The following is a 24,532-nucleotide window of genomic DNA, read 5'->3' on the forward strand; positions in this document are numbered from 1 at the left end:
GGGCCACCGCTCGCAGCCCCAGATGCAGGAGGAACGATGACGACCACCGTCGCGAACAACCCCGACCGGTCGCGATTCGAGATCACCGACGACGGTGCGCTCGCCGGCTTCGCCGAGTACCACCGGTACGAGAACGAGATCGCCTTCATCCACACCGAGATCGACCCGGAGTTCGCCGGGCGCGGCCTCGCCGGCACCCTGGCCCGCGCCGCCCTGGACACCGTCCGGGAGCAGGGGCTCGCGGTCCTCCCCTACTGCCCGTTCATCCGCGCCTGGATCGGCAAGCACCCGGAGTACGTCGACCTGGTGCCCGAGGCACAGCGCACCCGCTTCGGCTTCTGACCGGCGGCCGCGGACACCGCGGCCGGCATTCTCCACGCACTCTCGGACCCCACGGGGTGCCGGCAGCGGGAGGTGCGGTGCCGTTCCCGGAGGAGCGGCACCGGCCGGTCCCGGCGGCCCTACCTGCCGTCGGGGATCCGGACGGCCAGGAGGTTGGGGTCGTGGTTGGTGAAGTAGGCACCACTGGCGATGTAGGCGGTGGTGCCCCGTACGGCGAGCGACGTCGGGTTCTCCAGCCCGTCGGCGCCGGTCAGCACGATGGTGTGGCTGCCGTCCGGCCTGACCAGGGCGACCTCGTTGTCCGCGTTGATCGCGGCCAGCAGTGTGTCGCCGCGGCCGGTGAACGCGAAGTCGTCGATGTCGACCAGGCCGGTGGCCCTGGTCTGGACGGCGCCGGCGGCGCCACACCGGGTGACCGGGATGCGCAGCACGGTCCCCTTGTCCAGGTTGGAGACCCAGACCGCGCCGTCGTGGACCTTGATGCCGTTGGCCCCGAGGAACTTGACGGCGGCCAGTTCCGGCGCGGTGGCCCAGCGGGTGGGCGTGCCTCCGCCGCTCGGCACGCGCCAGACCGTGCCGAGGACCGAGTCGGCCACGTAGAGGTGGTGTTCGTCCGGGTCGAGCGTCAGCCCGTTGGGCAGGCCGTCGGCGGGAAGGGCGGCGATGCGCTGCGGCGTGCCGCCGGGCCGCAGGCGCCAGAGGCCGGTCAGGTCGCTGCTGCCGGTGGCGTAGAGGAAGTACAGGGTCCCGTCGTGGGCGCGGACGACTCCGCCCAGGAACGGTGACGACAGTGCCGGGGTGGTGGAGCCGGCCGGGGGCTCGGGCATGGTCGCGAGAACGCGCACCGTGCCGTCCTGACCGATGCGGGCGATCTGGCGGCTGAAGGCGAAGGTGACGACGGCGCTGCCGCCGGGCTCCAAGGTGATGTTCTCCGGTCGCTGCCCGTCGGCGATGTCCAGGTGTGCGACGAACCGGACGTCCGGTCCCGGGGCGGCCGTCGCGGTGATCGCGGGGCCGGCCACGGTGACGGCGAGGGCTGCCGCGACGACCGAGACCGCGAGGCCGGTGCGCGTGCCTGTCAGGAAGTTTGGCATGGGGGTTCGCTCTTTCTTTCGTGGACGGAAGCCGCCGGCGGTTCCCTGCGGGCGAAGTACCGCCGACCCGGAGGGGACGCTACGGTCCACGGCGGCGGTGTGTTGTTCGTCCGTGCCCTGCCGCTGGTCCGCGGGCGCCCGGACACGGCGCCACGATGCCGCCGCGGCATCCATCGCGCCGAGCGGCCGGTGTACACCCTGAGGCAACGACCCTTCGTCGCGAGTCAAGTCGCCTACTGGATATGCGGATAGCTTCGGTCCCGGCGGTCGGGGGAAGTTGCGGCCGCGCAACCCGGGCTTCGGCAGGACTCCTGAGCGAATCCCGATGCGCTGACGCTCCTCCGCCCGATCGACGACCGGCGACCGGCGACCACGTGCTCGTCCGGTTCGGCCCCGAGATCCTCGACGGCCCCCGGCAGTGACCGGGGCTCCCCGCGCACACACCGCCCGAGTCCCCGGCCCTGCCCGGAGCGCCACCCGCGCTCCACCCACCACCGGCCTGCCCGAAGGGCCGGTCGATCCCCGCAACTGGAAAGGCACATCATGCCGTTCATCACCCTGACCGACGGTTCGCAGAAGTTCTACAAGGACTGGGGCACCGGCCGTCCGGTCGTCCTCTCGCACGGCTGGCCGCTGAACGCCGACGCGTGGGACAGCCTCGCCGTCGCCGTCGCCGACGCGGGCTACCGGGTCATCGCCCACGACCGGCGCGGGCACGGCCGGTCCGAGCAGACCTGGGACGGCAACCACATGGACCAGTACGCCGACGACCTGGCCGAGTTGCTGGAGCAGCTCGACCTCACCGACGCCGTCCTGGTCGGCCACTCGACCGGCGGCGGCGAGGTCGCCCGCTACCTCGGCCGCCACGGCAGCGACCGGGTGCGCAAGGCCGTCCTGCTCGGCGCCGTGCCGCCGCTGATGCTCCGGACCGAGACCAACCCCGAGGGCACCCCGATCGAGGCCTTCGACGGCATCCGGGCCGGCGTCGCGGCCGACCGGTCGCAGTTCTACTACGACCTCAGCGAGACCTTCTTCGGCTACAACCGGCCCGGTGCCGAGGTCTCCGACGGCAAGCGCCGCGAGTTCTGGCTCCAGGGCATGCAGGCCGGTCTGAAGGCCGCCCTCGACTGCGTCGAGGCGTTCTCCGAGACCGACTTCACCGAGGACCTCAAGAAGATCGACATCCCGGTCCTGGTCGCCCACGGCGACGACGACCAGATCGTCCCGATCGCCGCGTCCGCGGAGAAGAGCGCCGAGCTTCTCTCCCAGGGCATCCTCAAGGTCTACCCCGGCGCCCCGCACGGCCTGGTCGGCGCGTACGAGGCCGCGTTCACCAAGGACCTGATCGAGTTCCTCGGCGCCTGAGCCCGTGGCCGGGTGCGGGCCGTGGCCGAGTGCGGCCCGCACCCGCGAACCCCGGAGAGCGCGAGCCCCGGCGGGTGGGTCCTTCGACCCCACCCGCCGGGGCTCGCTCGCGATCAGGGTCCGGGGCTCAGGGCCCGGGGCCCGGACGGCCGCGTCCCCGGAGGAAGGGTCAGGTGCGGGTCAGGAACTTCTCCAGGAGGGCGTTGAACTCGCCGGGGTTCTCCAGGAACGGGAAGTGTGAACTGGCCGTGTCCCGTGGGAAGACGTGCAGTTCGGCACCGGGAATCCGCTCGGCGATGAACCCCTGCGAGGCCGGGTCGACGTGACTGCCCTCGCAGCCGAGGACCAGGGTGGGTACGTCGATGCGGGGGAGCACGTCGCGCCAGTCCTGCGCGCAGTGGTCGAAGAGCAGCGGAACGCCCGCGTACGCCGGTGTGGACTCGATCTCGTCGGCGACGAAGGCGAGCAGGTCGGGATCGGAGGCACCGGTGAACATCGAGCGCACGAAGTCCCGCCGCGCCTGCCGTCCGTCGGGCCCGGCGAGGGCGGCACCGAGGTCCAGCAGCCCCGCGACGTCGAAGATCGCGCCGGACTCCTGCTGTTCGGTCTCGGTCATCCAGGGCACCGCGGCCACCGCCGCCGGCTGGTCCACGATGACGAGCCGGCGGATCCGGCCGGTGCCGTACTGGTCGATGAAGCTCCACCACACCGAGGCGCCCATGGACCACCCGAGCGCGTCGAAGGCGGTGAGCCCGAGGTGCTCGGCCAGGTCGAGGACGTCGCGGGAGAGCCGGGCGATGCGGTACCCGTGGTGCGGCTTGGCCGAGCGGCCGTGGCCGCGCAGGTCCACCGTCACGACGCGCCGCCCGACGGACAGCCCCTCGAACTGATGGCGGAACATCTCCTGGGTCTGCCCCCAGCCGTGCAGCATGACCAGGGGCGTCCCTTCGCCACCGCTGTCGCGGTAGGCGAGACGGACCCCGTCCCCGGTGGTGAAGCTCTCCACGGTCTTCCTCTTTCCCTCGCGGTCGTCGGTCTGGAGAAGGAGCGCCGGCCCCCGTCGGCGGCGACCGCGGCGCCCCGGCCCGTGCGGGCGCGCAGGAGCGGCTCCGGTGCACCCGCTCGCCCCGGAGCTTCCTCGGCCCCTACGGCTTCCGGCCCCTACGGATCTTGAAGTCCATCACATCCCCTGAGCTGGGGTGTTGCGAGGACCACTAGAACCTAAGCACGCTCTTCCGGGGCTTCCCCCGCCCCGTGCACGCAGCGGTCATCGACCGTGCGCTGCGGGAGAAGCCGGACGCCGCACGCCGTCCTACTGTCCGGAACGCAACCGCCGGAAAAGAACTGGCGATCGTTCAGGAACTGGAAACATGCTGAAGAAAATCTGGTCCGCGCTGCTCTCGCTGGCCCTTGCCGCGGGCCTGGCCACCGCGCTGAGCGGCACGGCCCACGCCGCCGACGACCGGCGGGTCGACTGGAACGTCTCGAACATCACCAGCCGGGGTGCGCAGCACGCCCAGAACTACTGGAACATCATCGATTTCATCCACCGCAACACCTACGGACACGAGACCAACATCCCGCGGCTGCGGCAGACCACCAGCGAGCGGCGCCTGGTCGAGGTCCGGGTGATGGACGGCGATCACCAGCTCACGTCCGTCTACCTGTGGTCGGACAACCTCTACGTGGCCGGCTTCTACTCCCCGACCGCCAACGAGCACTTCGTGTTCTCCGACGGGCGTACGCAGGAGTTCCAGTACGCACTCGGCATCCAGCACGCCCGCATCATGCCGAACACCGGGAACTACACCGCCCTGCCGGGCGGCAACAACCGGCAGAACCTCGTCCTCGAACCCGAGACGATCTACAACGCCATGCAGACGCTGCGCCAGGCGCACGAGTACAACGACGGCGTCGGCCGCGCCCTGCTGGTCGCGATCCAGGTCTTCTCCGAGGCCTCACGGTTCGCCCCGATCTTCGACAACATCCGCAGCAACATCCGCGACTGGACCCACACTCCCCTGGGCGGTCAATACGCCGACCTGGAGAACCAGTGGGGCCAGATCTCGGACTTCGCGAACGCGGTGGGCGTCCGGCACGACAGCCGGCAGATCACCGTCCTGGGCCACATCGTGCGGACCATCAGCGAGCTGCTGGCCGTCCTCCAGTTCGTCGAACTCAACGGCTCCCAGGCGAGGTTCTGACGGCTCTCGGGTCCCGTCCGGCGAACGCCCCACGCGTACGGGGGCGTTCGCCGCACTCCCGTTGGCGGCCGCGCCCGCCCGTACGGTACTGGTGCGCCGCGAGGCCGCTCCTCAACCGGGTCGTACGCAGCGGGGTCGTACGCAGCGGGGTCGCGGACGGCTCAGCTCATCACGTGCCCCATCTCCCTTTCCCAGTCGATGTGTTCCGCCTCGGTCTCGAGCGGTACCAGTGCGAAACACTCCTTGCCGAGCCAGGTGCGGACCGGCTTGGAGGGGACGTCCACGAGCGCGGAGCCGTCCTTTCCCCGCAGCAGGATCCGCAGATCGGGCCGACCGTGGCAGGGGCAGGGCGGCCAGATCCGCACATCGCCGAGGCCGGCGGGGGCGCGCAGGCCGTCCCACAGGAGGTCGCGTGCGAAGGCCCACCGCACATCGGGCCCCACCCCGGTGACCACGTCCAGCGAGACGGCGAGGGGATCCGCCCTGCTGTAGCGCCAGCGGACCCTGAGGGGGATCGAGAAGTCGGCGCTGACGACGAGCCGGCCACCGAGTTCGAGCTCGGTGGCGGCGGGCCGCGACTGCGACAGCTGGTCGGGCGAGCCGAACCAGCTGAACGAGCTGGACGGGCTGGACGGGCTGGTGGCTGTGGGACGCGATGACATCGGATTCCTTCGTTGGTCGGTGGGGCGGTGTCCGGGGCCGGACGACGGCGGACGGCGGACGGCGGACGGCCGTACGGTCACGCGGGGCTCAGGGCCTGGACGGCCTGGATGATCAGGTCGGCCACGAGGCCCGGCTGGGAGAGGGTCACCGCGTGGGAGGCCGTCGCGGCCTCGTGCACGGTCGCTCCGGCGCGGTGGGCGGTGAATCGCTGGATCTCGGGCGGCAGCGCCCGGTCGGAGCCGGTGACCAGGGCCCAGGCGGGCTTGGTGCGCCAGGCTGCCGCCGGGGCGGAGTCGGTGAGGGTGCTCTCGGCGATCGGACGCTGGATCGCGGCGAGGACCTCGGCGAGGTCCGGTGCGAGGTCGGCGGCGTAGACTTCCGGATAGGCGTCGGCGCGGACGATGAGCTCCGTACCCGGGCCCCCGGCGCTGGGGTCGCAGGTCGAGCGTTGGAGGCACGCGAGGATCGGGGCGGGTGTGAAGCGGCTCTGGAGGTCCGCGTGACTCTCCCCCGCGTCGGGGAGGTAGGAGGATACGTAGACCAGGCCGACGACCTTGGGCACCACCCCGGCCGCGGTGATCACGGCCCCTCCGTAGGCGTGGCCGACCAGGACCACCGGTCCGTCGATCCGGTCCAGCAGAGCGGTGAGGTAGGCCGCGTCCTGGGCCAGGCCCCGCAGCGGCGTCGCGGCGGCGAGGACCGGGATCCGATGGCGCTGGAGTTCGGCGACGACGCCTATCCAGCTGCTGGTGTCGGCGAATCCGCCGTGGACGAGGACGACGCTCGGGGCGGTGGGCATCAGGGGGCCTCTCCAGGTGGGGCGACGTCCGACCGGTCCGCGGTCACGGCGTGTGCTCCCGGGTGCTCGGGCCCGAGGCGTGGGCCTGCCACTGGCTCGGCGAGACGCCGAAGGCGGCCCGGAACACCCGGCTGAAGTGGGCGGCACTGACGAAGCCCCAGCGGTGGGCGACGGCGGAGACGGTGCTGGTGCGGTTCGGGGTACGGGCGAGCTCCCGGCGGCACTCCTCCAGCCGCCGCCGGCGCACCCAGTGGCCGACCGTCATGCCCTGTTTCTGGAACAGCTTGTGCAGGTACCGCACGGAGATGTGGTGGGCGCGGGCGATGCTCTCCGGTGACATGTCGGGGTCCATCAGGTTCGCATCGATGTGGCGGCGGATCCGGGACAGCAGCTCGGTGCTGACGGCGGTCAAGGGTGCGTTCTCCTCCTCCAGGAGATCCGTGACGAGAAGGGACAGCAGGTCGGCCGCGTTGCGGGCCAGCTGGTGACGCGAGGTCATGAGCGCGTCCCGCGGCCGGTCGGCGTCGCCGTCCCCGGTGGCGAGCTCCAGCAGGAACCGGGAGGCCAGCGAGCCGATCCCGGCACTGCCCCGGGCGAGGAGCCCGTGGACGTGGGCGTGCTCGCCTGAGGCGAGGGCGAGGTAGAAGCGGGGCACGCGGAACCAGAGGAAGACACTGGACCCGGCGTGCAGGAGGTTCGGGGGCTGAGGGGCGCTGCTGATGAGCAGGTCGCCCGGCTCCAACGGGATGTCGACGCCCTGGCGCCGGACGATCGCGTCCCCGCGCCGGTACACACCCACGTGCAGGTGCTCGTCGGGCCCGGCCCCCGGGGGCGGCGGGAGAAGGTCGATGCGCTCCGGGCCGCCGCCGGTCCGTGGGTCAGAGCGGGCGGCGGCCGGGGCGGTTTCGGACATGACTGTGGTGTCCGACTGGATCACGGGAATTCCAATCCGGGAAGCGCGGGGCGTGGGGGCATGGAGGCGTGGAGGCGTGGAGGCGTGGAGGCGTGGAGGCGTGGGCTGCGAGTCCAGCGGACTCAGCAGCGGAACACGGCAGCACTGAACACGGCAGCGCTGAACACGGCAGCACTGACCGCGGCGAAGTTCTCAAGGAGGAGGAAGGGGACCGGCGGGCCCGCGACCTCGGCAGGGATCAGCTCGGCGAGGAACCGCCGGGGCCGGGGCGCGACACGGCTTCCGTCGCAGCCGAACACCGGTGAGGGAGCCAGGATCCGCGGCAGGACGCCGCGCCGGTCCTGCGCGCAGTGGTCGAACTGCGGCGGCACCGCGATCTCCGACCGGGCCGTTGTCGCGGAGCGCCGTTCGCGCCCCGTCCCCCGTCCTCGGTGACCAACTCGTGCACGGCTCTTTCTTCCTCTCGATCGGGCCGCCCCGGGGGTACGGTGCCAGGCGGCCCGCGGCCCTGGTGCGCCACTGGAAGAAGTCTGACGCCGACGCCCCCGGTGGCACCACCGACCGCCGTAGGGATTGTGCGGGCCGGCTTCCTCGCTCTGTAGCAAAGCTTGATCCGGAGGGATCGCCGCAGCTCAGAGGGTACGCATCAGGACGTGCGCATCAGGACGTGCGCATCAGGGCGTACGCATCAGGACGTGAGCAGCGGCTACGACCCGGCCACCAGCTCACGGATCCGCAGGCCCAGGTGGAGCAACAGCCGGTTGGCCCCGCTGTCCAGGTCCAGTCCGGTGATCTCCTGGATCTGCCGCAGCCGGTAGTAGAGCGAGGTCCGGTGCAGGTTCAGGGCCTCGGCGGTCTTGGGCGCCGACCCACCGTTCTCCAGGAAGCAGAGCAGCGTCTCCTCCAGCCGCTGGGTGGCGGGACCGTCCAGCAGCCGTCGCAGCGGCTGGGGGACGAGGGTCTCGGTGAGTGCGTGCTCGGGGAGCTGCATCAGGACGGCGAACTCGCCCAGGGCCTCCCAGTCACCCACCCGCTCCAGGTGCGACAGCCGCCTCGCCGCCCGCGCGGCGACCCGCGACTGCTCGGCGGAGATCCATGCGTCCGCGAGTCCGGTCCGGCGCCCGCCGATGCCGACCACGGCACGGGCCCGCTCCCCCAGGAAGGTCTCCAGCGCCCCGAGGATGCGACGGGACTGGGCGGCGAGGTCGTCCGGACGCGGTTCGCGCTCGAAGCCCTGGAGCAGGACGGCCCGGTCGCCCCCGGTGGCCATCAGGCCGCGCGCGGTGCGCGTCTGCACATGCGCTTCCAGGGCGCCCCGCAGCGCCACCGTCACCTGCCCGGGGGGCGTCGAATGCGCTGCCACCAGAACGGTGCTGACCACCCAGTGCGCCCGGTCGGGGAGGAGACCCTGGTCCAGCAGCAGCCCCCGGGCGGTGCTTCGCGTCACGACGTCGGTGCCCAGCAACTCCTCCAGCAGCCGGCCGTGCCCCGCCGAGGTCTCGTCCGCGGACGTCTGCTCGTCGTACAACTGCGCCGCCACGCCGCGGGTGGCCCGCTCGATCGCCGCGATCTCGGCCTCGGTGAGCTGCTCGTCCGGGGCGACCACCATGAGGACACCCAGCAGGTGACCGCGCTCCCGCAGCGGCACGCAGTAGCGCTGCAGCAGGCCGAGGTCGTCCCGGCCCGCCAGGTATCCGGGCCGGGGCCACTGCATCACGCCCTGCCCCAGGACGTACCGGATGACCTCGGCGTCCGCCAGGCCCTGCAACAGGGTGCGGATGCGCACCGGGTCCTCGTCCCCGTAGTGACGGCTCGTGCAGATCACCCGGACCAGGGCGTCGTCGAGCACCACCGACCGCCCCAGCTCGGCCGCGAGCGCGTCGACGAGCTCCTGCAGGGCTTCACTGGCACCACGCGCCCGCTGGATGGAACCCGCCACGATGAAACTCCCCGCTGCCCGTCCGTACAGTGCCGTGACCGCGGCCGGGCACCCGCGCGGAACACCGCCGTGGGACAGCGGGTCAGCGGGCACGTGCAAGACCTGCCGATCAAGAATGATCTTGCCTGGGAGTGCACTCGACCTGCTAGGTCATATGACTGCCGGAACCGACCACCCCCCGGTCACCCCCGGCAACCCCCACGGGGCCGCCCCGGTGACTACGCGTCGCCACCGGGAGACGCGGAGGGCGACGGCGGTGTGGCCGGTCCGGACGTCACTCCTTCAGCGACGCATTGCCGTGTTCAGCAGTTCGGTGAAGGAGGCGAGGTCCTCCTCGTCTCCGGTGTCGGACGGACGTCGGCCGTCCGGGCGCCCGGCCATCAGAGCCGCCAGCTCGGCGCCGGCCCGGTCGATGCGGCGGGCCAGCTCCGCCGTACCGGGGGATCCGGTCGAGCCCCAGTCCTCGGGAGCGGCGTAGACCGCGGTCGGCACCACGACGGCGTGCAGATAGGCGAAGAGCGGTCGCACCGCGTGCTCCAGGGCCAGCGAGTGGCGGACGGTGCCGCCGGTGGCCGCGATCAGGACGGGCTTGCCGTTCAGCGCCTGGTTGTCCAGGACGTCGAAGAAGGACTTGAACAGGCCGCTGTAGGACGCGGTGAAGACCGGCGTGACGGCGATGATGCCGTCCGCCGCGGTGACGGCGTCGACGGCCTCGCGCAGCCTCCCGGCGGGGAAGCCGGTGAGCAGGTTGTGGGCGATGTCGACGGCCACCTCCCGGAGTTCGACGCTGTACGGCTCGGCCGACCGGCCGCGGTCGGCCGTCCGGCGGCTCGTGGCCGCGGCCAGCCGGTCCGCGAGCAGGCGGGTGGAGGAGGGCTGGCTCAGACCGGCGGTGACGACGGCCAGGCGCAGCGGGTTCGGCGCGGTGGGGGTGGACACGGGACGACCTCCGGTCAGGGACGCTGCTCGGCGGCGGCCTCGGCGTCGCGCGCGGCGACCAGGCTCGCGTGGGTGGGGGCGGCGGGCACGGTCGCGGGCCGGCCGACGGCGAACTCCTTGCGCAGGACGGGCACCACCTCCTCGCCCAGCAGGTCGATCTGTTCCAGCACGGTCTTCAGCGGCAGACCGGCGTGGTCCACCAGGAAGAGCTGGCGCTGGTAGTCGCCGACGTACTCGCGGAAGGACAGGGTGCGCTCGATCACCTGCTGCGGAGAGCCGACGGTGAGCGGGGTCTCCCGGGTGAACTCCTCCAGCGAGGGGCCGTGTCCGTAGACGGGGGCGTTGTCGAAGTAGGGCCGGAACTCGCGGACCGCGTCCTGGGAGTTGCGCCGCATGAACACCTGGCCGCCGAGTCCGACGATGGCCTGCTCCTCCGTCCCGTGGCCGTGGTGGGCGAAGCGCCTGCGGTAGAGGGCCACCATCCGGCGGGTGTGCTCCTTGGGCCAGAAGATGTGGTTGTGGAAGAAGCCGTCGCCGAAGAAGGCGGCCTGCTCCGCGATCTCGGGCGAGCGGATGGAGCCGTGCCAGACGAACGGTGCGACCCCGTCGAGCGGACGCGGAGTGGCGGTGAACGCCTGCAGCGGAGTGCGGAACTTGCCCTCCCAGTCGACGACCTCCTCCTCCCAGAGTCTGCGCAGCAGCGCGTAGTTCTCCACGGCGAGGGCGAGGCCGTCGCGGATGTCCTGCCCGAACCACGGGTAGACCGGCCCGGTGTTGCCCCGCCCCATCATCAGGTCCACCCGGCCGTCCGCGAGATGCTGGAGCATCGCGTAGTCCTCGGCGATCTTCACCGGATCGTTGGTGGTGATGAGGGTGGTGGCGGTGGACAGGATGAGCTTCTCGGTCTTCGCCGCGATCCAGCCGAGCATGGTGGTGGGCGAGGACGGCACGAACGGCGGGTTGTGGTGCTCGCCGGTGGCGAAGACGTCGAGTCCGGCCTCCTCGGCATGGCGGGCGATGGTGACGATGGCCTTGATGCGCTCGTGCTCGGTGGGCGCGGTACCGGCGGTGGGGTCCTGGGTGAGATCACCGACCGAGAAGATCCCGAACTGCATGCCTGAACTCACTTCAACTCCTGGGTCAGGGAACCTGGTTACGGCGACCCTAGGCAGCCCCGGCAGCCCCGGCTTTGTACTGCGCGCACGGCCCCCTGCCCCGGAGCGCCCTCCCCTCTCCCCCACCGCACCGCCAACCCCACCCCCCCTCAACGACGCCCTCGACACCGCCCTGACCATCAACCAGTACGCGCTCGCCCAACCCGCCGCCGACAACGCCGAGCCCACGAACCGCGCGTGCCGCACTCACGGAAGCCGCCGCCGAACCCACCGCCGCGGAACGCCCAGTACTCAGCGACCTGACCGGACACGCCCAGCAGGCCGTCCCACCCACCCGCGAGGAAGGTCTCGGGGAAGCTCCCGGTCATCCCGGCCACCCGCAGAGTGCTGCGGCCCGCCACGGCGGACCCGTAACCCGCCACCGATACGTCCCGCAGGCGCGTGGCCGGGCGCCTCGGCCAGACGCCTGCTTCTTCACTCAAGCCAGGAATCGAATCGGAGCAGGCTGCTCGACTCCCAGTAATCACCGTCATCCTCAGTGCTGGAATACCCGGAAGCCACCGCCACGCCCCGGACCTCAGGCCCGCCGATTCCGTAGACCTTGCAGCTTGATGGCCTGTCGTCGCAAAGCCCACCTGAGTACCGGTGCAGCTCATCATCGGAGAGGGCGTAGATGCTGAACTCCTCATAGACAACACAGCTCAAGCTCAGAAGCTGAAGAGGATCTCCATCCGCGACCGACCCCCCATCCCCTTGCCGCTGCGAGACAGGACCGCTGATGAGAAGCGGCATATCTCGCTTGAACGAACTGTCTCCCGGCCTCCCGTCCGATCTCCAACGACTGCTCCTCAGAATGGATTTGACTGAAGATTTCCATCTCATAGAAATCGATCTCGGGTAGCAGGCCCGCTTCCCTGAAACCCACGGGAGCTCCGCTGCCCCTGCCCCCAAGTCCGCGAGCGTCGTGGACCCTCTGCTGTAGCGAGGCACCGGATTCCAATCCCAGACGGTCCCGCGCGGCTGGGTCCACTTCGCGTCGGTCAACGGCACAGCCGGATCAGCGATCCGATGATCAGCAAGAAACGATCTAGATCAACAGCGTCGGGCCGTCAGGGAGCTTCGTTGGATCGAAGGAGGCGGCGCGGTGGGCACTTTGGTCAATCTTGATGACGCGGGCCGTGGGGAGGGCGGTCCAGGTGGTTCGCACCGAGGTGACGATCAGTTGGAAGCCTCGGTCAGCAAGTTCTGAGAGTACGTCGAAGACCCTGGGTTCCGGCATGGGATACAAGAACCCGAGGGGCTCGTCGATTAGGACAATCCTGTTCGGCGCACCGTCCAACTCGACCAGGGAACGCAGGTACGCCTGCCAGTTCTCCATTCTGGAGGCCCGCCTGTCGAGAACCGGGACGGCATCGTCGGAGAGGTGGTAGCAGCTGTACGGCGTCCGTCGGCCGTTCCAGGTGATCCGGAGGTGCTTGGCCAAGTCCCGGCTCGCCCTCGACTGATCGATCCGGCGAACGGAGCGCTTCGGGCTCATCGACAGGGCCAGGGCGTTCAGCAGGATGGTCTTCCCGCTGCCGTTGGCACCCACCAGCACGGTGATCCCCTCGTGGAAGCCGATTCCCTGGCGCAGCGCCGCGGCGACCGGCAGGGTCCCAAGTGCCTTATAGGAAGGTGGAAGTTCGGCGGCCTGGAGGATGGCGTTGGCCGTCACCGGCGAGGTGGCCGAGGTGTAACCCTGGCGCGCGAGCCCCTGCACGGCGATCCAGCGGATGGACTCCGCGGGATCGCCGCAGAGGGAGCGGAGGGCGGCCAGTGCGATGCCGTCGTCGGGCCAGCCCCGGGCAAGGAATTCCGCGGCAGCCGCCCGGACGACTACCTCACTGTCGCAGGCCAGGGCGATCAGGCAGTCACGGACCACCGGATCACCCGCCCACCCTTGAACCAGCGCCTGCACCACCATCTGCCTGACTCCCGGATCCTGGTGCTGGACGAGCCGGGCGAGCGCGTCCCGAGCGGCGTGGTCGCCCGCCCAGCCGTGCGCCAGGCCCAGTGCTGCCGTCTGCCGGACGTGGTACTCGGGGTCGCCGGCCAGCGTCGCGATGGCGTCCCGGGCCTTGGGGTTCCCGGCCCAGGCGGTTGCCAGGCCCCAGGCCGCGCTGTGGCGGATGGCCGGCTGGTCGTCATGGACGAGACGGAGAAGGGTGTCGCGGGTGCTCGGGTGGTGGGCCCAACTCGCCAGGACGGTTCGCAGGGCGGTGCTGCGGGCGAGTGGGTCGCTCAGGCGAGTGGCGGCCACCAAGATCGCCAGTTCGTTGGCGGGGGCCAGCGGCGCGTTGTCCGCGAGGGCGCGCCGCAGCTCGGCGGCTTTCTGCTCCTCGGCGTCGTTGTACTCCTGGACCCGGCCGAGGGCGGTCGCGATGTCCACGAGCGCGGACTCGGCGTGGAGGCCGGGTGAAAGGACGCCTCGAGGCGGCAATGGCGGGAGGTCGGGTAGCGGCCGCAGGTGCCCGACATCGGTGTGCGTGGCCAGCCGCCGCAAGTTGCCCTGCGCCTGGTCCCACAGCAGCTCCAGCACCCGCCGCCGGTGGTCAACCCGGTCGAACTCCGTCTCCGCCGCCACCTTGTACTCGACCGCCTCGGTGCGCTGCCGCTCAGCCAGCGAGCGCGGACCTGTCCGCCCGGCGGTGCGTGGTGCGCTGAACAGGTCAAGATCGAGATCGGTGATGATGTCCCGCAGCGCGTCGATGATCTGCAGCAGCGTGCCCATCAGCGCCTGGGTGTCGCTCAGCTCCCGGCGGAGACGGTCCCCGGCGCGATGTGCCCGTTCAAGGTCGAGGTGCGCCTGCAGCGTGGCGATGGCCGCCGCCGTGGTGGGCGGTTCCGACTGCGGCTGTGGTTGCAGCCGCACACCTGGGTGGGACTTCAGCCGCCGGGCCTTGGACAGCAGTTCCGTCGCCTCCCGGCACAACGCCTGGTGGCGCTGCAGAGGCAGGCCGGCGGCGGCGCTGGTGATCTCCAGGAAGACCCCGAGGAACCGGACGGACGGCAGCGCGGCACCGCCCTTGAAGAGGCGGTCGAGGTGCGACTTGGAGAAGCTCATCCCACCAACTGGGGCGGCTGGCCCGCCCGCCCCCGCCGCACTCCCCGCCTGCTCCCGGTCGGCCCGCTGTTCGAAGGCGCGAGCGATCTCACGCGCGCTCAGACCCGCCTCCTGCGCCCGGGTCCGGAGGAAGGCCCCGAGTGCGTACGCAGCATCGGCGCCGTCTCCCGTTGGTGCGCTCATCGCTGGCTTCCCTCGAACTCCTGCCCCGGGGGCGCCTCAGGAACGTCCCTGAGACTGTCCCGGGACATCCGCGATCCTCCCAGATCGGGCCCTCGGCCAGCGGGCAATTGCCCCGAGCGGTCCCAGGCTGTCCCAGCGCAGGTTGGGGACACCACCCACGCCGAACAGGCTGGCTGCCCGGTCGACGGCGACCGTGAGGCGTTCCGAGCAGTGGAGGCATACAGCAATGTCGACAGAGATCAACGAGGCGGTCCAGACGATCGGCGAAGGATGCGCCAGCCATCTGAGCGGCGTGCCGGACCTGCTGGTGGCCGCGGTGCCGGAGTTCCTCGGCGGACTCGCCGTGGCACTGGTCACCGCGATGGCGGCCTGGGGCCTACGCCGGCGGCGCAGCAGTCGGACGCCCAACGACGCACACTGATCCGGTAAAGCCCTTGTGTCCCGCGGCGCCAGGGCTACAGCAAGCCACAGCAGCTCTGGCCCCCGGTCCCCGGCTGGTCCCTGGCAAGATCGCAAAACGACGGCGCCGCAGCCGCCTACCACCTGTCGGACCATCAACAAAAAGGCCGCTGACCTGGGATCTCTCCCGGCCAACGGCCTTCCGACACAATGTCGGGACGACAGGATTTGAACCTGCGACCCCTTGACCCCCAGTCAAGGGGTTCAACTAGTGTCGACAGCCGAGGCTTCAAGGCCTCGGCTTTCTTGTTGCTCAACTAAGTTGAAAACACGGGAAGTTGAGACTCTCGATGGAAATCCACGGCCGACAGATTCCGAACCCGGCCGATGTCCAACCGGGTTCAAGTTCGTACATAGATGTCCGTAGGCGCCCACGGGCGCTCATGGGCGCCCACCAGGTGCGGTCCCCAAATGGTCCCCAGGCTCCCGGACCCGCCTTCGTCACCGCGAGTGACAGCAATCTGTCGATCCTTCAGCAGGACCCTTCTGCCGACCGCCGCGGCATGTCGTGCATTGCCCCTGGCAGACGAGGCGGTCCGGTCGGATCAGGGTCGCCTACCCATTGGATACGGATAGTGATCTTCCGGACGGTGTGTCGTCTTGAGCGTGTCCTCGCCATCCGGTTCTGAGTGCTTCGCGCACCGCCCAAACGCGCTCTGCCGCCACACCCGACACAGCAGCCACTCTTGCCCAAGAGTCACCAAGCAGTCCGGGAGAAGGGGAAGCTCATGGGACAGCGTGCGCAGCGGGGCAGGGTGTACCGGCGGTGTGGGTGCCGGGACGAGGGCGGGCGGCAGTTGGGTGCGTGGTGTGTGCGGTTGCTGGAGGAGGCGGAGCACGGGTCGTGGACGTACTGCGTCGATCTGGCTCCGGAGGACGGCCGGCGGCGTACCCGGCGGCGGGGAGGGTTCGCCTCCGAGGCCGTGGCCGCGCAGGAGCTGGAGGGTGAGCTGAGCGGGGCGTACGAGGAGCGTCGCACGACCGTGGCGGACTACCTGCGGGAGTGGCTGGCGGCGCGGAAGGAGGAGCTGACCGCGAACACCTATGTCGGCTATAAGGCGTACGTGGAGAGGGACCTGATTCCTGCGTTCGGGCGGTGCCGGCTGCTGGACCTGCGGCCGAAGCAGATCGAGGACTGGATGGCCGCGCAGCGCAAGGCCGGCCGAGGCCGGGTCACGCTCTACCGGGTCGTCTCGACGCTGCGCAACGCGCTGAACCACGCGGTGCGCTCCTGGCGGCTGAAGTTCAACCCGGCCGAGCACTGCGTGCCGCCCAAGCCCCGCGCCGAGGAGCGGACCTGCTGGACCCCGAAGGAGGCCGCGGCGTTCCTGCGGCACAACGCCGAGCACTACGCTGACCAGCTGGCCGACCTGTTCGAGGTCCTGCTCGGTACCGGCATGCGCCGCGGCGAGGTCCTGGCCCTGCACTGGTCGGACGTCCACCTCATGGACCGCAAGCTGTTCGTCCGCTGGACCCTGTCCGCCGTGGACAACGGCGACCTCCACTTCAACCAGCCCAAAACCGAGGCCAGCCGCGCCTGGATCAGCCTCTCCCCCAGAGTCATGACCTCCCTCCACCGCCAGGCCGTCCTCCAGATGACCGCCCACCCCGACGGCCGGCTGGAGGGCCTGGTCTTCGCCCACACGGACAGATCACCCCTGCGGCCCCAATGGGTCCTCGACCAGCTCCGCAAACGCACCGCCGAACTCGGACTCCCCCCGATCGGCCTGCACGACCTGCGCCACACCGCGGCCAGCATCATGATCGCCGAAGGCATCCCCATCGCCATCGTCTCCAAGACCCTGCGCCACGCCACCCTCGCGACCACCATCAACCTCTACGGCCACCTCTTCAAGGACTCCGCCGACCAGGCCGTCAACGCACTAGCACGAGCCCTCGACCAAGCCCAGACGGACCGGCTCCGCGCCATCCCCCGTGGCGACGACGACCTGCCGCTGGCGGCGTAGCGGCAGCGGCGGCGGGTCTGTCCAATGAACGGTGCAACTCGGTTGGGTTGAGTCAGCGACGGCCAGCGGAGAGTTGGCCGTCGAAGGCAATCTCGAAGGCGTTGAGTGCGGCCTTCCAGCGGGTCATCCAGCGCTTGCGGCCCTCTCCGGTCGGATCAAGCGACATGATCGCCATGTAGACGCACTTGAGGGCGGCCTGCTCGTTGGGAAAGTGCCCGCGCGAGCGGACGGCCTTGCGGACGCGTGCGTTCACGGATTCGATCGCCTTCGTCGTACAGACGACCCGGCGGACCTCGATGTCGAAGCTCAGGAACGGCACGAACTCGGCCCAGTCGTTCTCCCAGAGCTGCACGATCGCCGGGTACTTCGCGCCCCAGGCCTCGGTGAACTCGACGAACCGCTCAAGGGCGGCTTCCTCGGTCGGGGCGGTGTGGACGGGCTTGAGTGCCTTGGAGATCTTGTCCCAGTCCTGCCGGGCCGCGTAGCGGAACGAGGCCCGGATCAGGTGGACGATGCAGGTCTGCGTGACGGCCTGCGGCCAGACCGCGCCGATGGCGTCGGGCAGGTCCTTGAGCCCGTCACAGACGACCACGCACGCGTCCGCGACGCCGCGTCTTGATCTCGGTCAGGACGTGGAGCCAGTACTTGGCGCCCTCGCCGCCATCGCCGGCCCACAGCCCCAGGATCTCCCTGGTGCCCTCGACCGTGACCGCGAGCGCCACGTAGATCGGCCGGTTGGCGACCTGACCATCACGCAGCTTCACGTGCACGCAGTCGATGAACACACCGGATAGACCGGATCGAGGGGCCGGTTCTGCCACTCGGCCATACCCTCGACAACCTGGTCGGTGATGGTCGAGATGGTCTGCTTGGACACCTCCGCGCCGTAGACCTCGGCCAGGCGCGCCGAGATCTCACCGTGCGTCAGACCGCAGATGACAGCGACAGCACCATCTCGTCCACCCCGGACAGACGCCGCTGCCGCTTGCGGACCAGCTGCGGCTCGAACGAGCCCTCGCGGTCACGGGGAACCTCGATCTCCACCGGTCCAACCCCGGTCAGCACGGCCTTCGACCGGGTGCCGTTGCGCGAGTTCCCGCTGCCGGCCCCGACCGGATCGTGCTCCTCATAGCCGAGGTGGTCCGTCATCTCACCTTCGAGAGCTGATCCCAGGATCTTCCTCGTCAGCTGCTGCAGCAGGCCACCGGCACCGGTGAGCTGCAGCCCGCTCGCGCGGGCCCGGTCTACCAGCTGCCCGATCAACTGCTCGTCCAGCGCGTCCGGCTGCAACTCCACCGGCCGCACGGCCTCCACGGCGTCAGCCGAGACGGTCACTTCCTTCATCAGGTGCTTCTCCTCGATCGGGAGTTACACCGTTCTTTTTACAGACCCGCGGCGGCCGGAGCGATGGTCAGGACTGCCTGGGGCTCGCGTCAGTGACTGGGGGCTCGTCTTCCTCGAGGTCCGGGCGGAGGCTGTCGAGGAGGTTGTGAGCTGCCCAGTCCCAGAGGGTCATGGCCTGCGGAACCGGGAGTCTGGCTTCGTGCCGGAGGGATCCCTCCTTGAAGACGGCCTCGGTGATCCAACCGAAAGTGTCGTCGTCGAGGAGGTCGGGGTGGGCGGCGGCCATGTCGGCCAGGTCCTCGATGTCGAAGAAACCGGTGGAGACCACGGCGGGCAGGCCGCCGTCGCTCGCCGCGTGGGCGATCGCGCGGCGGGTGGCGGTCTCGTACCAGCCGGATCACGGCACCTGTCAGGGACGACATTACGCGGAATTGCAAGGAATTTCCGGCAAATCCCCCCATCAATTCTCTATTGGGGAGATTAGTTGGTATGAGGAAAATCTGCATCACCGCCTGGGCGCGCCCCAGGGAGAGACATTCGTGTACATGGCATGCAAACCCCGCGCACTTCCCATGGAGGATCCGTGAACACCGCGAGTGATGCCGGGAGGGCATTCTGATGAGTGGGCACAACCTGCACCGTCTGGCCCTCAAGTCCGAGCCCCTACCATGCTGCGCTTTACTCGCAGGCGGCCACCACCAGGCGGCGCCCTAATGGATGGTTCGCTGACTGGATGGACATCGTGATCCTCGGGGCAGCCAGGAGAATTTTGTCAAGCCTTCGCAATGTCTCCAGCTCCGACTCTCCGGGAGCGGGCGTGTACGGTGTGTTAAGTTGATGTTTCGTTAACGGGTGCCGAATTTTCCGGCCTCTCGCGCGGGATGTTTCGTTTGCAGCTTCGGGGGGAAGCGCCTTGGCGGAGTTCCATGTTCCTCTTGTGGGTCGGGAGCAGGAATCGAAGGACTTCGAGTTTCTGCTGGCCGAGCTGGGTTCCGGGCGCTCGGCGGTGGCCGTCGTCGACGGCCGGCCGGGCATCGGGAAGACCGCCGTTCTAAACGTCCTCGATCGAGGGGCGCACTCTCAAGGAGCGGCCGTTCTCAGAGCGCGCTGCAGCATGATCGAGCGGGACTTCCCGTTCGGCGTGGTACGTCAGCTGTTGGCCCCAGCGCTCGCCGCGCACCACCCTGACGCGATGGACCTGGCCGGGCTGCTGGAGGAGACGAGCGGCTTCGGAGGAACACGGCCGGCTTTCGACGCGCTGGAGGGGCTCTGCGCACCGGTTCTACGCCTGGCCGAGCGCCAGGTGGTCGCGCTCGTAGTGGACGACGTCCAGTGGGCAGACGAGCAGTCTGCGCACTGGCTGGCCTTTCTGGCTCGCCGGTTGGGGGAGGTCCCCGTTCTCCTCGCGGTCGGATCACGTGGCCTGGCGCCGACCACCGGGTACGACCTCGCCGGTGAGCTGATGCTGCATCCGGCGTGTCGGGTGATCCAGCCCGCCGCCCTGACCGTCGAGGGCGTCTCCCAGCTGCTGAACGACGTTCTCGGCGACCGTCCCGACGACCCGTTCAGCACGGCCTGCCACGCGCTGAGCGGGGGGAATCCGGCTGTCCTGGCGCAGCTGCTCCGCGAGCTGGCACGAGCCGGAGTGGCGCCGCACGCGGCGGAACTGGCGGGGCTGACCGCCATCGGATCGCTGGTGCTGCCGGTCGCACTGCGCAGTGTGCTGCGCCGGGAGTCGCCGGAGGTCCTACGGACCGCAGGCCTGATGGGCACGCTGGGCGCCGACACTCCGCTGGACGTCCTCCAAGCGGCGAGCGGAGCGGAACGCTCGTCCATCAACCACGCGGTGGCCGTGCTAATCGGCAGCGGGCTGCTCCTAGCCGGGCCGCCACGTCGCTTCCCACACTCCTTGGTGGCGGAGTCACTGGCCGGAACACTCGCCGCCGTCGACCAGACGGCGGCCCACGCCGCAGCCGCCCACGCACTGTATGAGTCTCAGGCCGATGCTGAGCGGCTCTCCCGGCACCTCGCCGCGAGCTCCGGCCCCGAAGAGCCCTGGCGGGTCGACGCGTTGCGCGTCGGCGCCCGCGGTGCCTCCGAGCGCGGCGAGGTGGCAGCCGCTACCCGCCTTCTCCGGCACGCACTCGGCGAGGCCTCGTCGCAGGAGATACGGCAGCAGCTGCTCGTGGAGCTGGGAACCACCGAGGCCGCCACCGACATGGCGGCGTGCATGCGGCATCTCGGCGAGGCCGAACAGCTAATCCGGGACCCGGCGGCACGCGCGGGATTCGTCCCGCTCCTCGCACAGGCGCTTGTCCAACTGCAGCAGCCGCGACGCGCCCTCGCGCTGCTCGATCGCGCCGTCGCCGAGACACCCGACAACGATCCGCTGCTCACGCGAATCCTCAGCGGGCGCGCCCTGCTCACCGATGGCGGCGAGCCCGAGAACCTCGACCTCCCCTTCGGACACGAGCACGGCAGCGACGCGGCAAGCCGGACACCCGAGAAGCGCGCACTGCTCGCCGCACTCGCGGTGCGTTCCACTGTTGCTCCAGGTGGTGCGGACCGTGCCGCGCGCCTGGCCGGAGAGGCGTTGCAGGGGGCCGGTGCCGAGACCGATTTAATCGTGGTCAACGCCGTCGCGGCCCTGCTGACCGCGGACCGGCTGGATGCAGCTCGCTGCTGGTCGGGCGGGCTCCGGGAGAGCAGCGTCGACGGACAGCCCCGCGTGGTGCGCGCGGCGGTCGCGGCGCTGCGCGCCAGGATCCTCCACCGGACCGGGCAACTTCCTCAGGCCCGTCAGCAGATGGATTACGCCCTCAGCCTCGCCGACGAGACTCATCCCTACTGGCCCTGCATCGCCGCGTCAGCTGTTCACCTGCAGCTGGAGTGCGAGGACATCGATGCCGCGGAGCTGATCGGCCGTCGGTTCGCCGCAGCGCCGAATCCGGAGAACCGGTTCTGGCCATGCCTCCTGGAAGCCAAGGCGTCGCTTCTCGCCGTCCGGGGACGGTGGCAGGCGGCCCTGAGGGACCTCGAGGAGTGCGGCCGACTGCAACATGACCTGTGGGGCGACAATCCCGGCCGCATCGCGTGGCGCTCCAAGGCGGCGCTCATCGAGCACCGGCTCGGGCGACCGGAGACGGCCCGGGAGTACGCCGCGCAGGAACTGCGGCAGGCCCGTACTTGGGGCGCCTCGGTCACCACGGCCCGGGCGCTGCGGGTGTCCGCACTGGTCGGCCCGCCCAGTGCGGCGCAAGCACAGTTGGAGGAGTCGGTCGCACTGCTGGAGAGCGCCTCCGATCCCGTCGAACTCGCTTCTTCGCTCACCGCTCTTGGAGAGCTGCTGTCCCGGAGCGGCGACAAGGAGGTCGGGCGCGAGCACCTGCGTCGCGCGCTGGGCATCGCTCAGGCAGCCTCCGCTGCGCGGACGATGCGGAAGGCGCACCAGGGACTGCTGGCCGCAGGGGCCCGCCCGCGCCGGCTCTCCCAGGCCGGTCCCGCCTCACTGACTCCTAGCCAACGACGTGTCGCCGCCATGGCGGCGGAGGGACTGGAGAGCGGGGCCATTGCCAGCCGTCTCGGCATCACCCGTCGCACGGTGGAATTCCACCTGACCCACGTCTACCGGAAGCTGCAGATCAGTGGGCGGGACGATCTCGGCGCGGCGCTGAGCGGAGGATCCGGTGCGCCCGGACTGCGCATGCCCTGAAGCCGCTCTCCGGATCACCGGCCGTCCGGGACCTCGGCAACCGACAGGCCGCGTCGGCGCAGGACACGTCGTTCGATCGGACGGAAGGCGACCGCTTCGGCCGCGATACCAACGGCGAGGATGACGACGGTCACCGCCAGGGTCAGACTCAGGTTCCCCGTCCTTCGTCCGGTATCGAGCAACTGACCGATGCCCGGGAGGGTGCTGGTGATGAGTTCTGCCGTCATGAGCGCTCGCCAACCGAACGTCCAGCCCTGCTTGAGGGCGGCGACGACGCCCGGCAGCGCGGCGGGGAACAGGATGTGACGCGCCAAGGTGAGGCGAGTCGCACCCATCGACCGGCCGACCCGTACGAACAGCGGGGGGACCTGGTCGAGGGCGGAGACGATCCCGACCGCGATCGACGGGACGGCGCCCAGCAGAGCGACGCAGTAGACGGCGCTCTCCGAAGCGCCGAAGCAGATGACGGCTGCCGGTACCAGTGCGGCGGCAGGCAGCGACTGGATGGCGCCGAGAACGGGGCCGACGGCCTGACGTAGGACGGTGAACCGGTAGAGAAGCAGAGCGACGGGCATTCCGACACCCACCGAGCACAGGAAGGAGAGGAGGCATCGTCGAAGGCTGTGCAGGAGTGCCGGCCCCAGGGTTCCGCTCACCCACGCGTCGGCGATGTCACGCCCGACTGCGGCGGGTGCGGGAAGGAAGGCCGACCAATGCAGTGTGCAGGCCGTCTGCCAGGTGGCAAGCCCGACGATGAGGGTCACCAGCGGTGCGGCCACCCTGACGGACAGGACCCGAAGGCGAAGCACGGCGGCTCGGGCGATGCGGACAGCCCGGGAGTGGCCGGTCGTGCCGGGGGCGCTGGCCCATACGGGCGGCCCCGGGGACGGCACTGTGCTCGGGGCGTCCGGCCGGACGACGTCATCACGGACGGGCATGGCGTCCGGCCTCCTCCTGCAGGCGAGCGGTGATGTCCAGCGTGAGCGTCCTGACGGCCGGATCCTCGGCCCGCCGGGGATAGGGGAGGTCCAAAGACCACTCCCGAGCGACCCGGCCGGGGTGCGAGGACAACTGCACGACACGGCTCCCGAGTCCGACGGCCTCGTGGATGTCGTGCGTCACGAACAGGACGGTGAGCTGCTGATCGGTCCAGATGCGGATCAGTTCTGCATGGAGAAGACTGCGGGTGCTCGCGTCCAGCGCGGTGAAGGGCTCGTCCATGAGGAGGATGTCAGAACCCTGCGCCAGTGCGCGGGCCAGTGCCACGCGCTGGCGCATCCCACCGGACAGCTCGTGGACCCGGCGCCCGGACATGCCCTCGAGACGTACGAGTCGCAGCAGCCTGTCCACCTCGGCCGCCCGATCGGCCTTCGCCCTCCCGCCCAGGCGCAGGGCCAGTTCGACGTTCTCACCGGCGTTCAGCCAGGGGAACAACGCGTGGTCCTGGAAGAGCATCGCCGGACCGGACCCGTGGACCTGTACCTCGCCCGAGGACGGCCGGTCGAAGCCCGCCACCAGATTGAGCAGCGTCGACTTGCCGGAGCCCGACCGGCCGAGCAGGCAGACGAAGTCCCCTGCAGCGACTCGCAGGTCGAGACCGTCGATCACCGGCGGACCGCAGTCGGCCGATCCGTAGGTCTTCGACACCGTTCGGAGGTCGATCGCGATTCTGCTCGCCGTCATGCCAGCGGGCACCCGTCGCCGGAGCGGACGACGCGGATGGACGACGCGCCCGCCATGCCGGCGGTGAGGGTGGTGCCGTCGGCCGGGTCGATCAGGAGGAACGATCCGGTGCGGCGGTTGTCGGAGTAGGTGTCGAGCGCCAGCGGCTCGGCGGTGCGCAGCACCACGTGGCCGATGTCGTTGACGTTCAGGCCGTCGGCGCCGGAGCGCTGTTCGAGCGTGTCGATGTCGATGCGGTAGGAGACGTCCTTGACGAGGGCGCGGACGGTGCGGGTGGTGTGCTTGAGCAGCACCTTGTCCCCGGCGCGCAGCGGGCGCTCGTTGAGGTGGCTGACGGTCGCCTCGATGTCCTTGGTGGGGACGGGGGCGGGGCCGGCGGCGATGAGGTCGCCGCGGGAGACGTCGAGGTCGTCGGCGAGCCGGACGGTGACCGACTGCGGGGCCCAGACGAGGTCCGCCGGGCGGCCGAGCGCGTCGATCGCGGCGACGGTGGTGGTCAGGCCGGAGGGCAGCACCGTGACGGGGTCGCCGACCCGCAGCACCCCGGAGGCCAACTGGCCCGCGTAGCCGCGGTAGTCGGGGTGCTCCTCGGTCTGCGGGCGGATCACGTACAGGACCGGGAAGCGGGCCGGTTCGGCGCTCGGGTCGCTGCCGACCGGGACGGTCTCCAGGTGCTCCAGCAGGGTCGGGCCGCCGTACCAGTCCATG

The 24,532-nt window shown here is 70.3% G+C and carries 20 protein-coding genes and 1 pseudogene; 6 read left to right on the plus strand and 15 right to left on the minus strand.

The window, feature by feature from the left end:
• Window positions 1-36: 36 nt before the first annotated feature.
• Window positions 37-342, plus strand: a complete 306-nt coding sequence (locus ACZ47G_RS33200) for a GNAT family N-acetyltransferase (protein WP_465743952.1) — start codon at window positions 37-39, stop codon at window positions 340-342.
• Window positions 343-461: 119 nt separating this feature from the next.
• Here the strand turns inward: ACZ47G_RS33200 and ACZ47G_RS33205 are convergent, their stop codons facing one another.
• A complete protein-coding gene (locus ACZ47G_RS33205; RefSeq protein ID WP_465749148.1) occupies window positions 462-1,436 on the minus strand; it encodes an SMP-30/gluconolactonase/LRE family protein in 975 nt (324 codons plus the stop codon).
• A 543-nt stretch (window positions 1,437-1,979) separates the two neighbouring features.
• Between ACZ47G_RS33205 and ACZ47G_RS33210 the strand changes: the two genes are divergently transcribed.
• The gene (locus ACZ47G_RS33210) at window positions 1,980-2,801 is read left to right on the plus strand and encodes an alpha/beta fold hydrolase (RefSeq protein ID WP_465749150.1); all 822 of its coding nucleotides are present in this window, start codon (window positions 1,980-1,982) and stop codon (window positions 2,799-2,801) included.
• A 169-nt stretch (window positions 2,802-2,970) separates the two neighbouring features.
• On the opposite strand, the gene ACZ47G_RS33215 is transcribed toward ACZ47G_RS33210, so the two are convergent.
• Window positions 2,971-3,807, minus strand: coding sequence for an alpha/beta fold hydrolase (locus ACZ47G_RS33215; protein WP_465749152.1), 837 nt, complete (start codon window positions 3,805-3,807; stop codon window positions 2,971-2,973).
• 364 nt (window positions 3,808-4,171) lie between these two features.
• Here ACZ47G_RS33215 and ACZ47G_RS33220 point away from each other — a divergent pair, with 364 nt between their 5' ends.
• Entirely contained in the window at window positions 4,172-5,005 is an 834-nt protein-coding gene (locus ACZ47G_RS33220; RefSeq protein WP_465749154.1) for a ribosome-inactivating family protein, read from the plus strand.
• Window positions 5,006-5,166: 161 nt separating this feature from the next.
• Here the strand turns inward: ACZ47G_RS33220 and ACZ47G_RS33225 are convergent, their stop codons facing one another.
• The 8 genes from ACZ47G_RS33225 to ACZ47G_RS33260 form a co-directional block, all read right to left on the minus strand.
• Window positions 5,167-5,667 (minus strand): SsgA family sporulation/cell division regulator, encoded by a 501-nt coding sequence (locus ACZ47G_RS33225; RefSeq protein ID WP_465749156.1) that lies wholly within the window; start codon window positions 5,665-5,667, stop codon window positions 5,167-5,169.
• A 77-nt stretch (window positions 5,668-5,744) separates the two neighbouring features.
• The gene (locus ACZ47G_RS33230) at window positions 5,745-6,467 is read right to left on the minus strand and encodes an alpha/beta fold hydrolase (protein WP_465749158.1); all 723 of its coding nucleotides are present in this window, start codon (window positions 6,465-6,467) and stop codon (window positions 5,745-5,747) included.
• 43 nt (window positions 6,468-6,510) lie between these two features.
• Window positions 6,511-7,380, minus strand: a complete 870-nt coding sequence (locus ACZ47G_RS33235) for a helix-turn-helix domain-containing protein (RefSeq protein WP_465749160.1) — start codon at window positions 7,378-7,380, stop codon at window positions 6,511-6,513.
• A 122-nt stretch (window positions 7,381-7,502) separates the two neighbouring features.
• Window positions 7,503-7,751, minus strand: coding sequence for a hypothetical protein (locus ACZ47G_RS33240; protein ID WP_465749162.1), 249 nt, complete (start codon window positions 7,749-7,751; stop codon window positions 7,503-7,505).
• Window positions 7,752-8,086: 335 nt separating this feature from the next.
• Window positions 8,087-9,319: a PucR family transcriptional regulator gene (locus ACZ47G_RS33245; protein WP_465749164.1), complete on the minus strand. Its 1,233-nt coding sequence runs from the start codon at window positions 9,317-9,319 to the stop codon at window positions 8,087-8,089.
• Window positions 9,320-9,601: 282 nt separating this feature from the next.
• Complete coding sequence (locus ACZ47G_RS33250) at window positions 9,602-10,258, minus strand: FMN reductase (RefSeq protein WP_465749166.1); 657 nt, start codon at window positions 10,256-10,258, stop codon at window positions 9,602-9,604.
• A 14-nt stretch (window positions 10,259-10,272) separates the two neighbouring features.
• Window positions 10,273-11,373 carry an LLM class flavin-dependent oxidoreductase gene (locus ACZ47G_RS33255; RefSeq protein ID WP_465749188.1) on the minus strand — a complete coding sequence of 367 codons (1,101 nt, stop codon included), beginning with the start codon at window positions 11,371-11,373 and terminating at the stop codon, window positions 10,273-10,275.
• Between the two features lie 1,087 nt (window positions 11,374-12,460).
• Window positions 12,461-14,476 (minus strand): HEAT repeat domain-containing protein, encoded by a 2,016-nt coding sequence (locus tag ACZ47G_RS33260; protein ID WP_465749168.1) that lies wholly within the window; start codon window positions 14,474-14,476, stop codon window positions 12,461-12,463.
• Between the two features lie 409 nt (window positions 14,477-14,885).
• Between ACZ47G_RS33260 and ACZ47G_RS33265 the strand changes: the two genes are divergently transcribed.
• Together ACZ47G_RS33265 and ACZ47G_RS33270 are read left to right on the plus strand one after the other, a co-directional pair.
• Window positions 14,886-15,080 carry a hypothetical protein gene (locus tag ACZ47G_RS33265; RefSeq protein ID WP_465749170.1) on the plus strand — a complete coding sequence of 65 codons (195 nt, stop codon included), beginning with the start codon at window positions 14,886-14,888 and terminating at the stop codon, window positions 15,078-15,080.
• 961 nt (window positions 15,081-16,041) lie between these two features.
• Window positions 16,042-17,085, plus strand: coding sequence for a tyrosine-type recombinase/integrase (locus ACZ47G_RS33270; protein WP_465749172.1), 1,044 nt, complete (start codon window positions 16,042-16,044; stop codon window positions 17,083-17,085).
• 52 nt (window positions 17,086-17,137) lie between these two features.
• Here the strand turns inward: ACZ47G_RS33270 and ACZ47G_RS33275 are convergent.
• Both ACZ47G_RS33275 and ACZ47G_RS33280 read right to left on the minus strand, forming a co-directional pair.
• Window positions 17,138-18,429 (minus strand): annotated as a pseudogene (locus ACZ47G_RS33275) (IS256 family transposase).
• Window positions 18,430-18,496: 67 nt separating this feature from the next.
• Window positions 18,497-18,757, minus strand: a complete 261-nt coding sequence (locus ACZ47G_RS33280) for a hypothetical protein (protein ID WP_465749174.1) — start codon at window positions 18,755-18,757, stop codon at window positions 18,497-18,499.
• 585 nt (window positions 18,758-19,342) lie between these two features.
• Here ACZ47G_RS33280 and ACZ47G_RS33285 point away from each other — a divergent pair.
• Window positions 19,343-22,141 (plus strand): ATP-binding protein, encoded by a 2,799-nt coding sequence (locus tag ACZ47G_RS33285; protein ID WP_465749176.1) that lies wholly within the window; start codon window positions 19,343-19,345, stop codon window positions 22,139-22,141.
• Window positions 22,142-22,155: 14 nt separating this feature from the next.
• On the opposite strand, the gene ACZ47G_RS33290 is transcribed toward ACZ47G_RS33285, so the two are convergent.
• The 3 genes from ACZ47G_RS33290 to ACZ47G_RS33300 form a co-directional block, all read right to left on the minus strand.
• Entirely contained in the window at window positions 22,156-22,905 is a 750-nt protein-coding gene (locus ACZ47G_RS33290) for an ABC transporter permease (RefSeq protein ID WP_465749178.1), read from the minus strand.
• A 160-nt stretch (window positions 22,906-23,065) separates the two neighbouring features.
• Window positions 23,066-23,824: an ABC transporter ATP-binding protein gene (locus ACZ47G_RS33295; RefSeq protein WP_465749180.1), complete on the minus strand. Its 759-nt coding sequence runs from the start codon at window positions 23,822-23,824 to the stop codon at window positions 23,066-23,068.
• Window positions 23,821-24,532, minus strand: a 712-nt coding sequence (locus ACZ47G_RS33300) for an elongation factor 1-alpha C-terminal domain-related protein (RefSeq protein WP_465749182.1), incomplete at its 5' end; no start/stop codon positions are given. The genes ACZ47G_RS33295 and ACZ47G_RS33300, both read right to left, overlap by 4 nt.

Source organism: Kitasatospora sp. NPDC030952 (assembly GCF_055571335.1).

Excerpts from the sequence above, each read along its gene's own strand:
- ACZ47G_RS33210 (WP_465749150.1), top strand. The coding sequence starts at position 1,980 with ATGCCGTTCATCACCCTGACCGACGGTTCGCAGAAGTTCTACAAGGAC.
- ACZ47G_RS33200 (WP_465743952.1), top strand. The coding sequence starts at position 37 with ATGACGACCACCGTCGCGAACAACCCCGACCGGTCGCGATTCGAGATC.
- ACZ47G_RS33255 (WP_465749188.1), bottom strand. The coding sequence starts at position 11,373 with ATGCAGTTCGGGATCTTCTCGGTCGGTGATCTCACCCAGGACCCCACC.
- ACZ47G_RS33220 (WP_465749154.1), top strand. The coding sequence starts at position 4,172 with ATGCTGAAGAAAATCTGGTCCGCGCTGCTCTCGCTGGCCCTTGCCGCG.
- ACZ47G_RS33235 (WP_465749160.1), bottom strand. The coding sequence starts at position 7,380 with ATGTCCGAAACCGCCCCGGCCGCCGCCCGCTCTGACCCACGGACCGGC.
- ACZ47G_RS33230 (WP_465749158.1), bottom strand. The coding sequence starts at position 6,467 with ATGCCCACCGCCCCGAGCGTCGTCCTCGTCCACGGCGGATTCGCCGAC.
- ACZ47G_RS33295 (WP_465749180.1), bottom strand. The coding sequence starts at position 23,824 with ATGACGGCGAGCAGAATCGCGATCGACCTCCGAACGGTGTCGAAGACC.
- ACZ47G_RS33205 (WP_465749148.1), bottom strand. The coding sequence starts at position 1,436 with ATGCCAAACTTCCTGACAGGCACGCGCACCGGCCTCGCGGTCTCGGTC.
- ACZ47G_RS33265 (WP_465749170.1), top strand. The coding sequence starts at position 14,886 with ATGTCGACAGAGATCAACGAGGCGGTCCAGACGATCGGCGAAGGATGC.
- ACZ47G_RS33260 (WP_465749168.1), bottom strand. The coding sequence starts at position 14,476 with ATGAGCTTCTCCAAGTCGCACCTCGACCGCCTCTTCAAGGGCGGTGCC.
- ACZ47G_RS33225 (WP_465749156.1), bottom strand. The coding sequence starts at position 5,667 with ATGTCATCGCGTCCCACAGCCACCAGCCCGTCCAGCCCGTCCAGCTCG.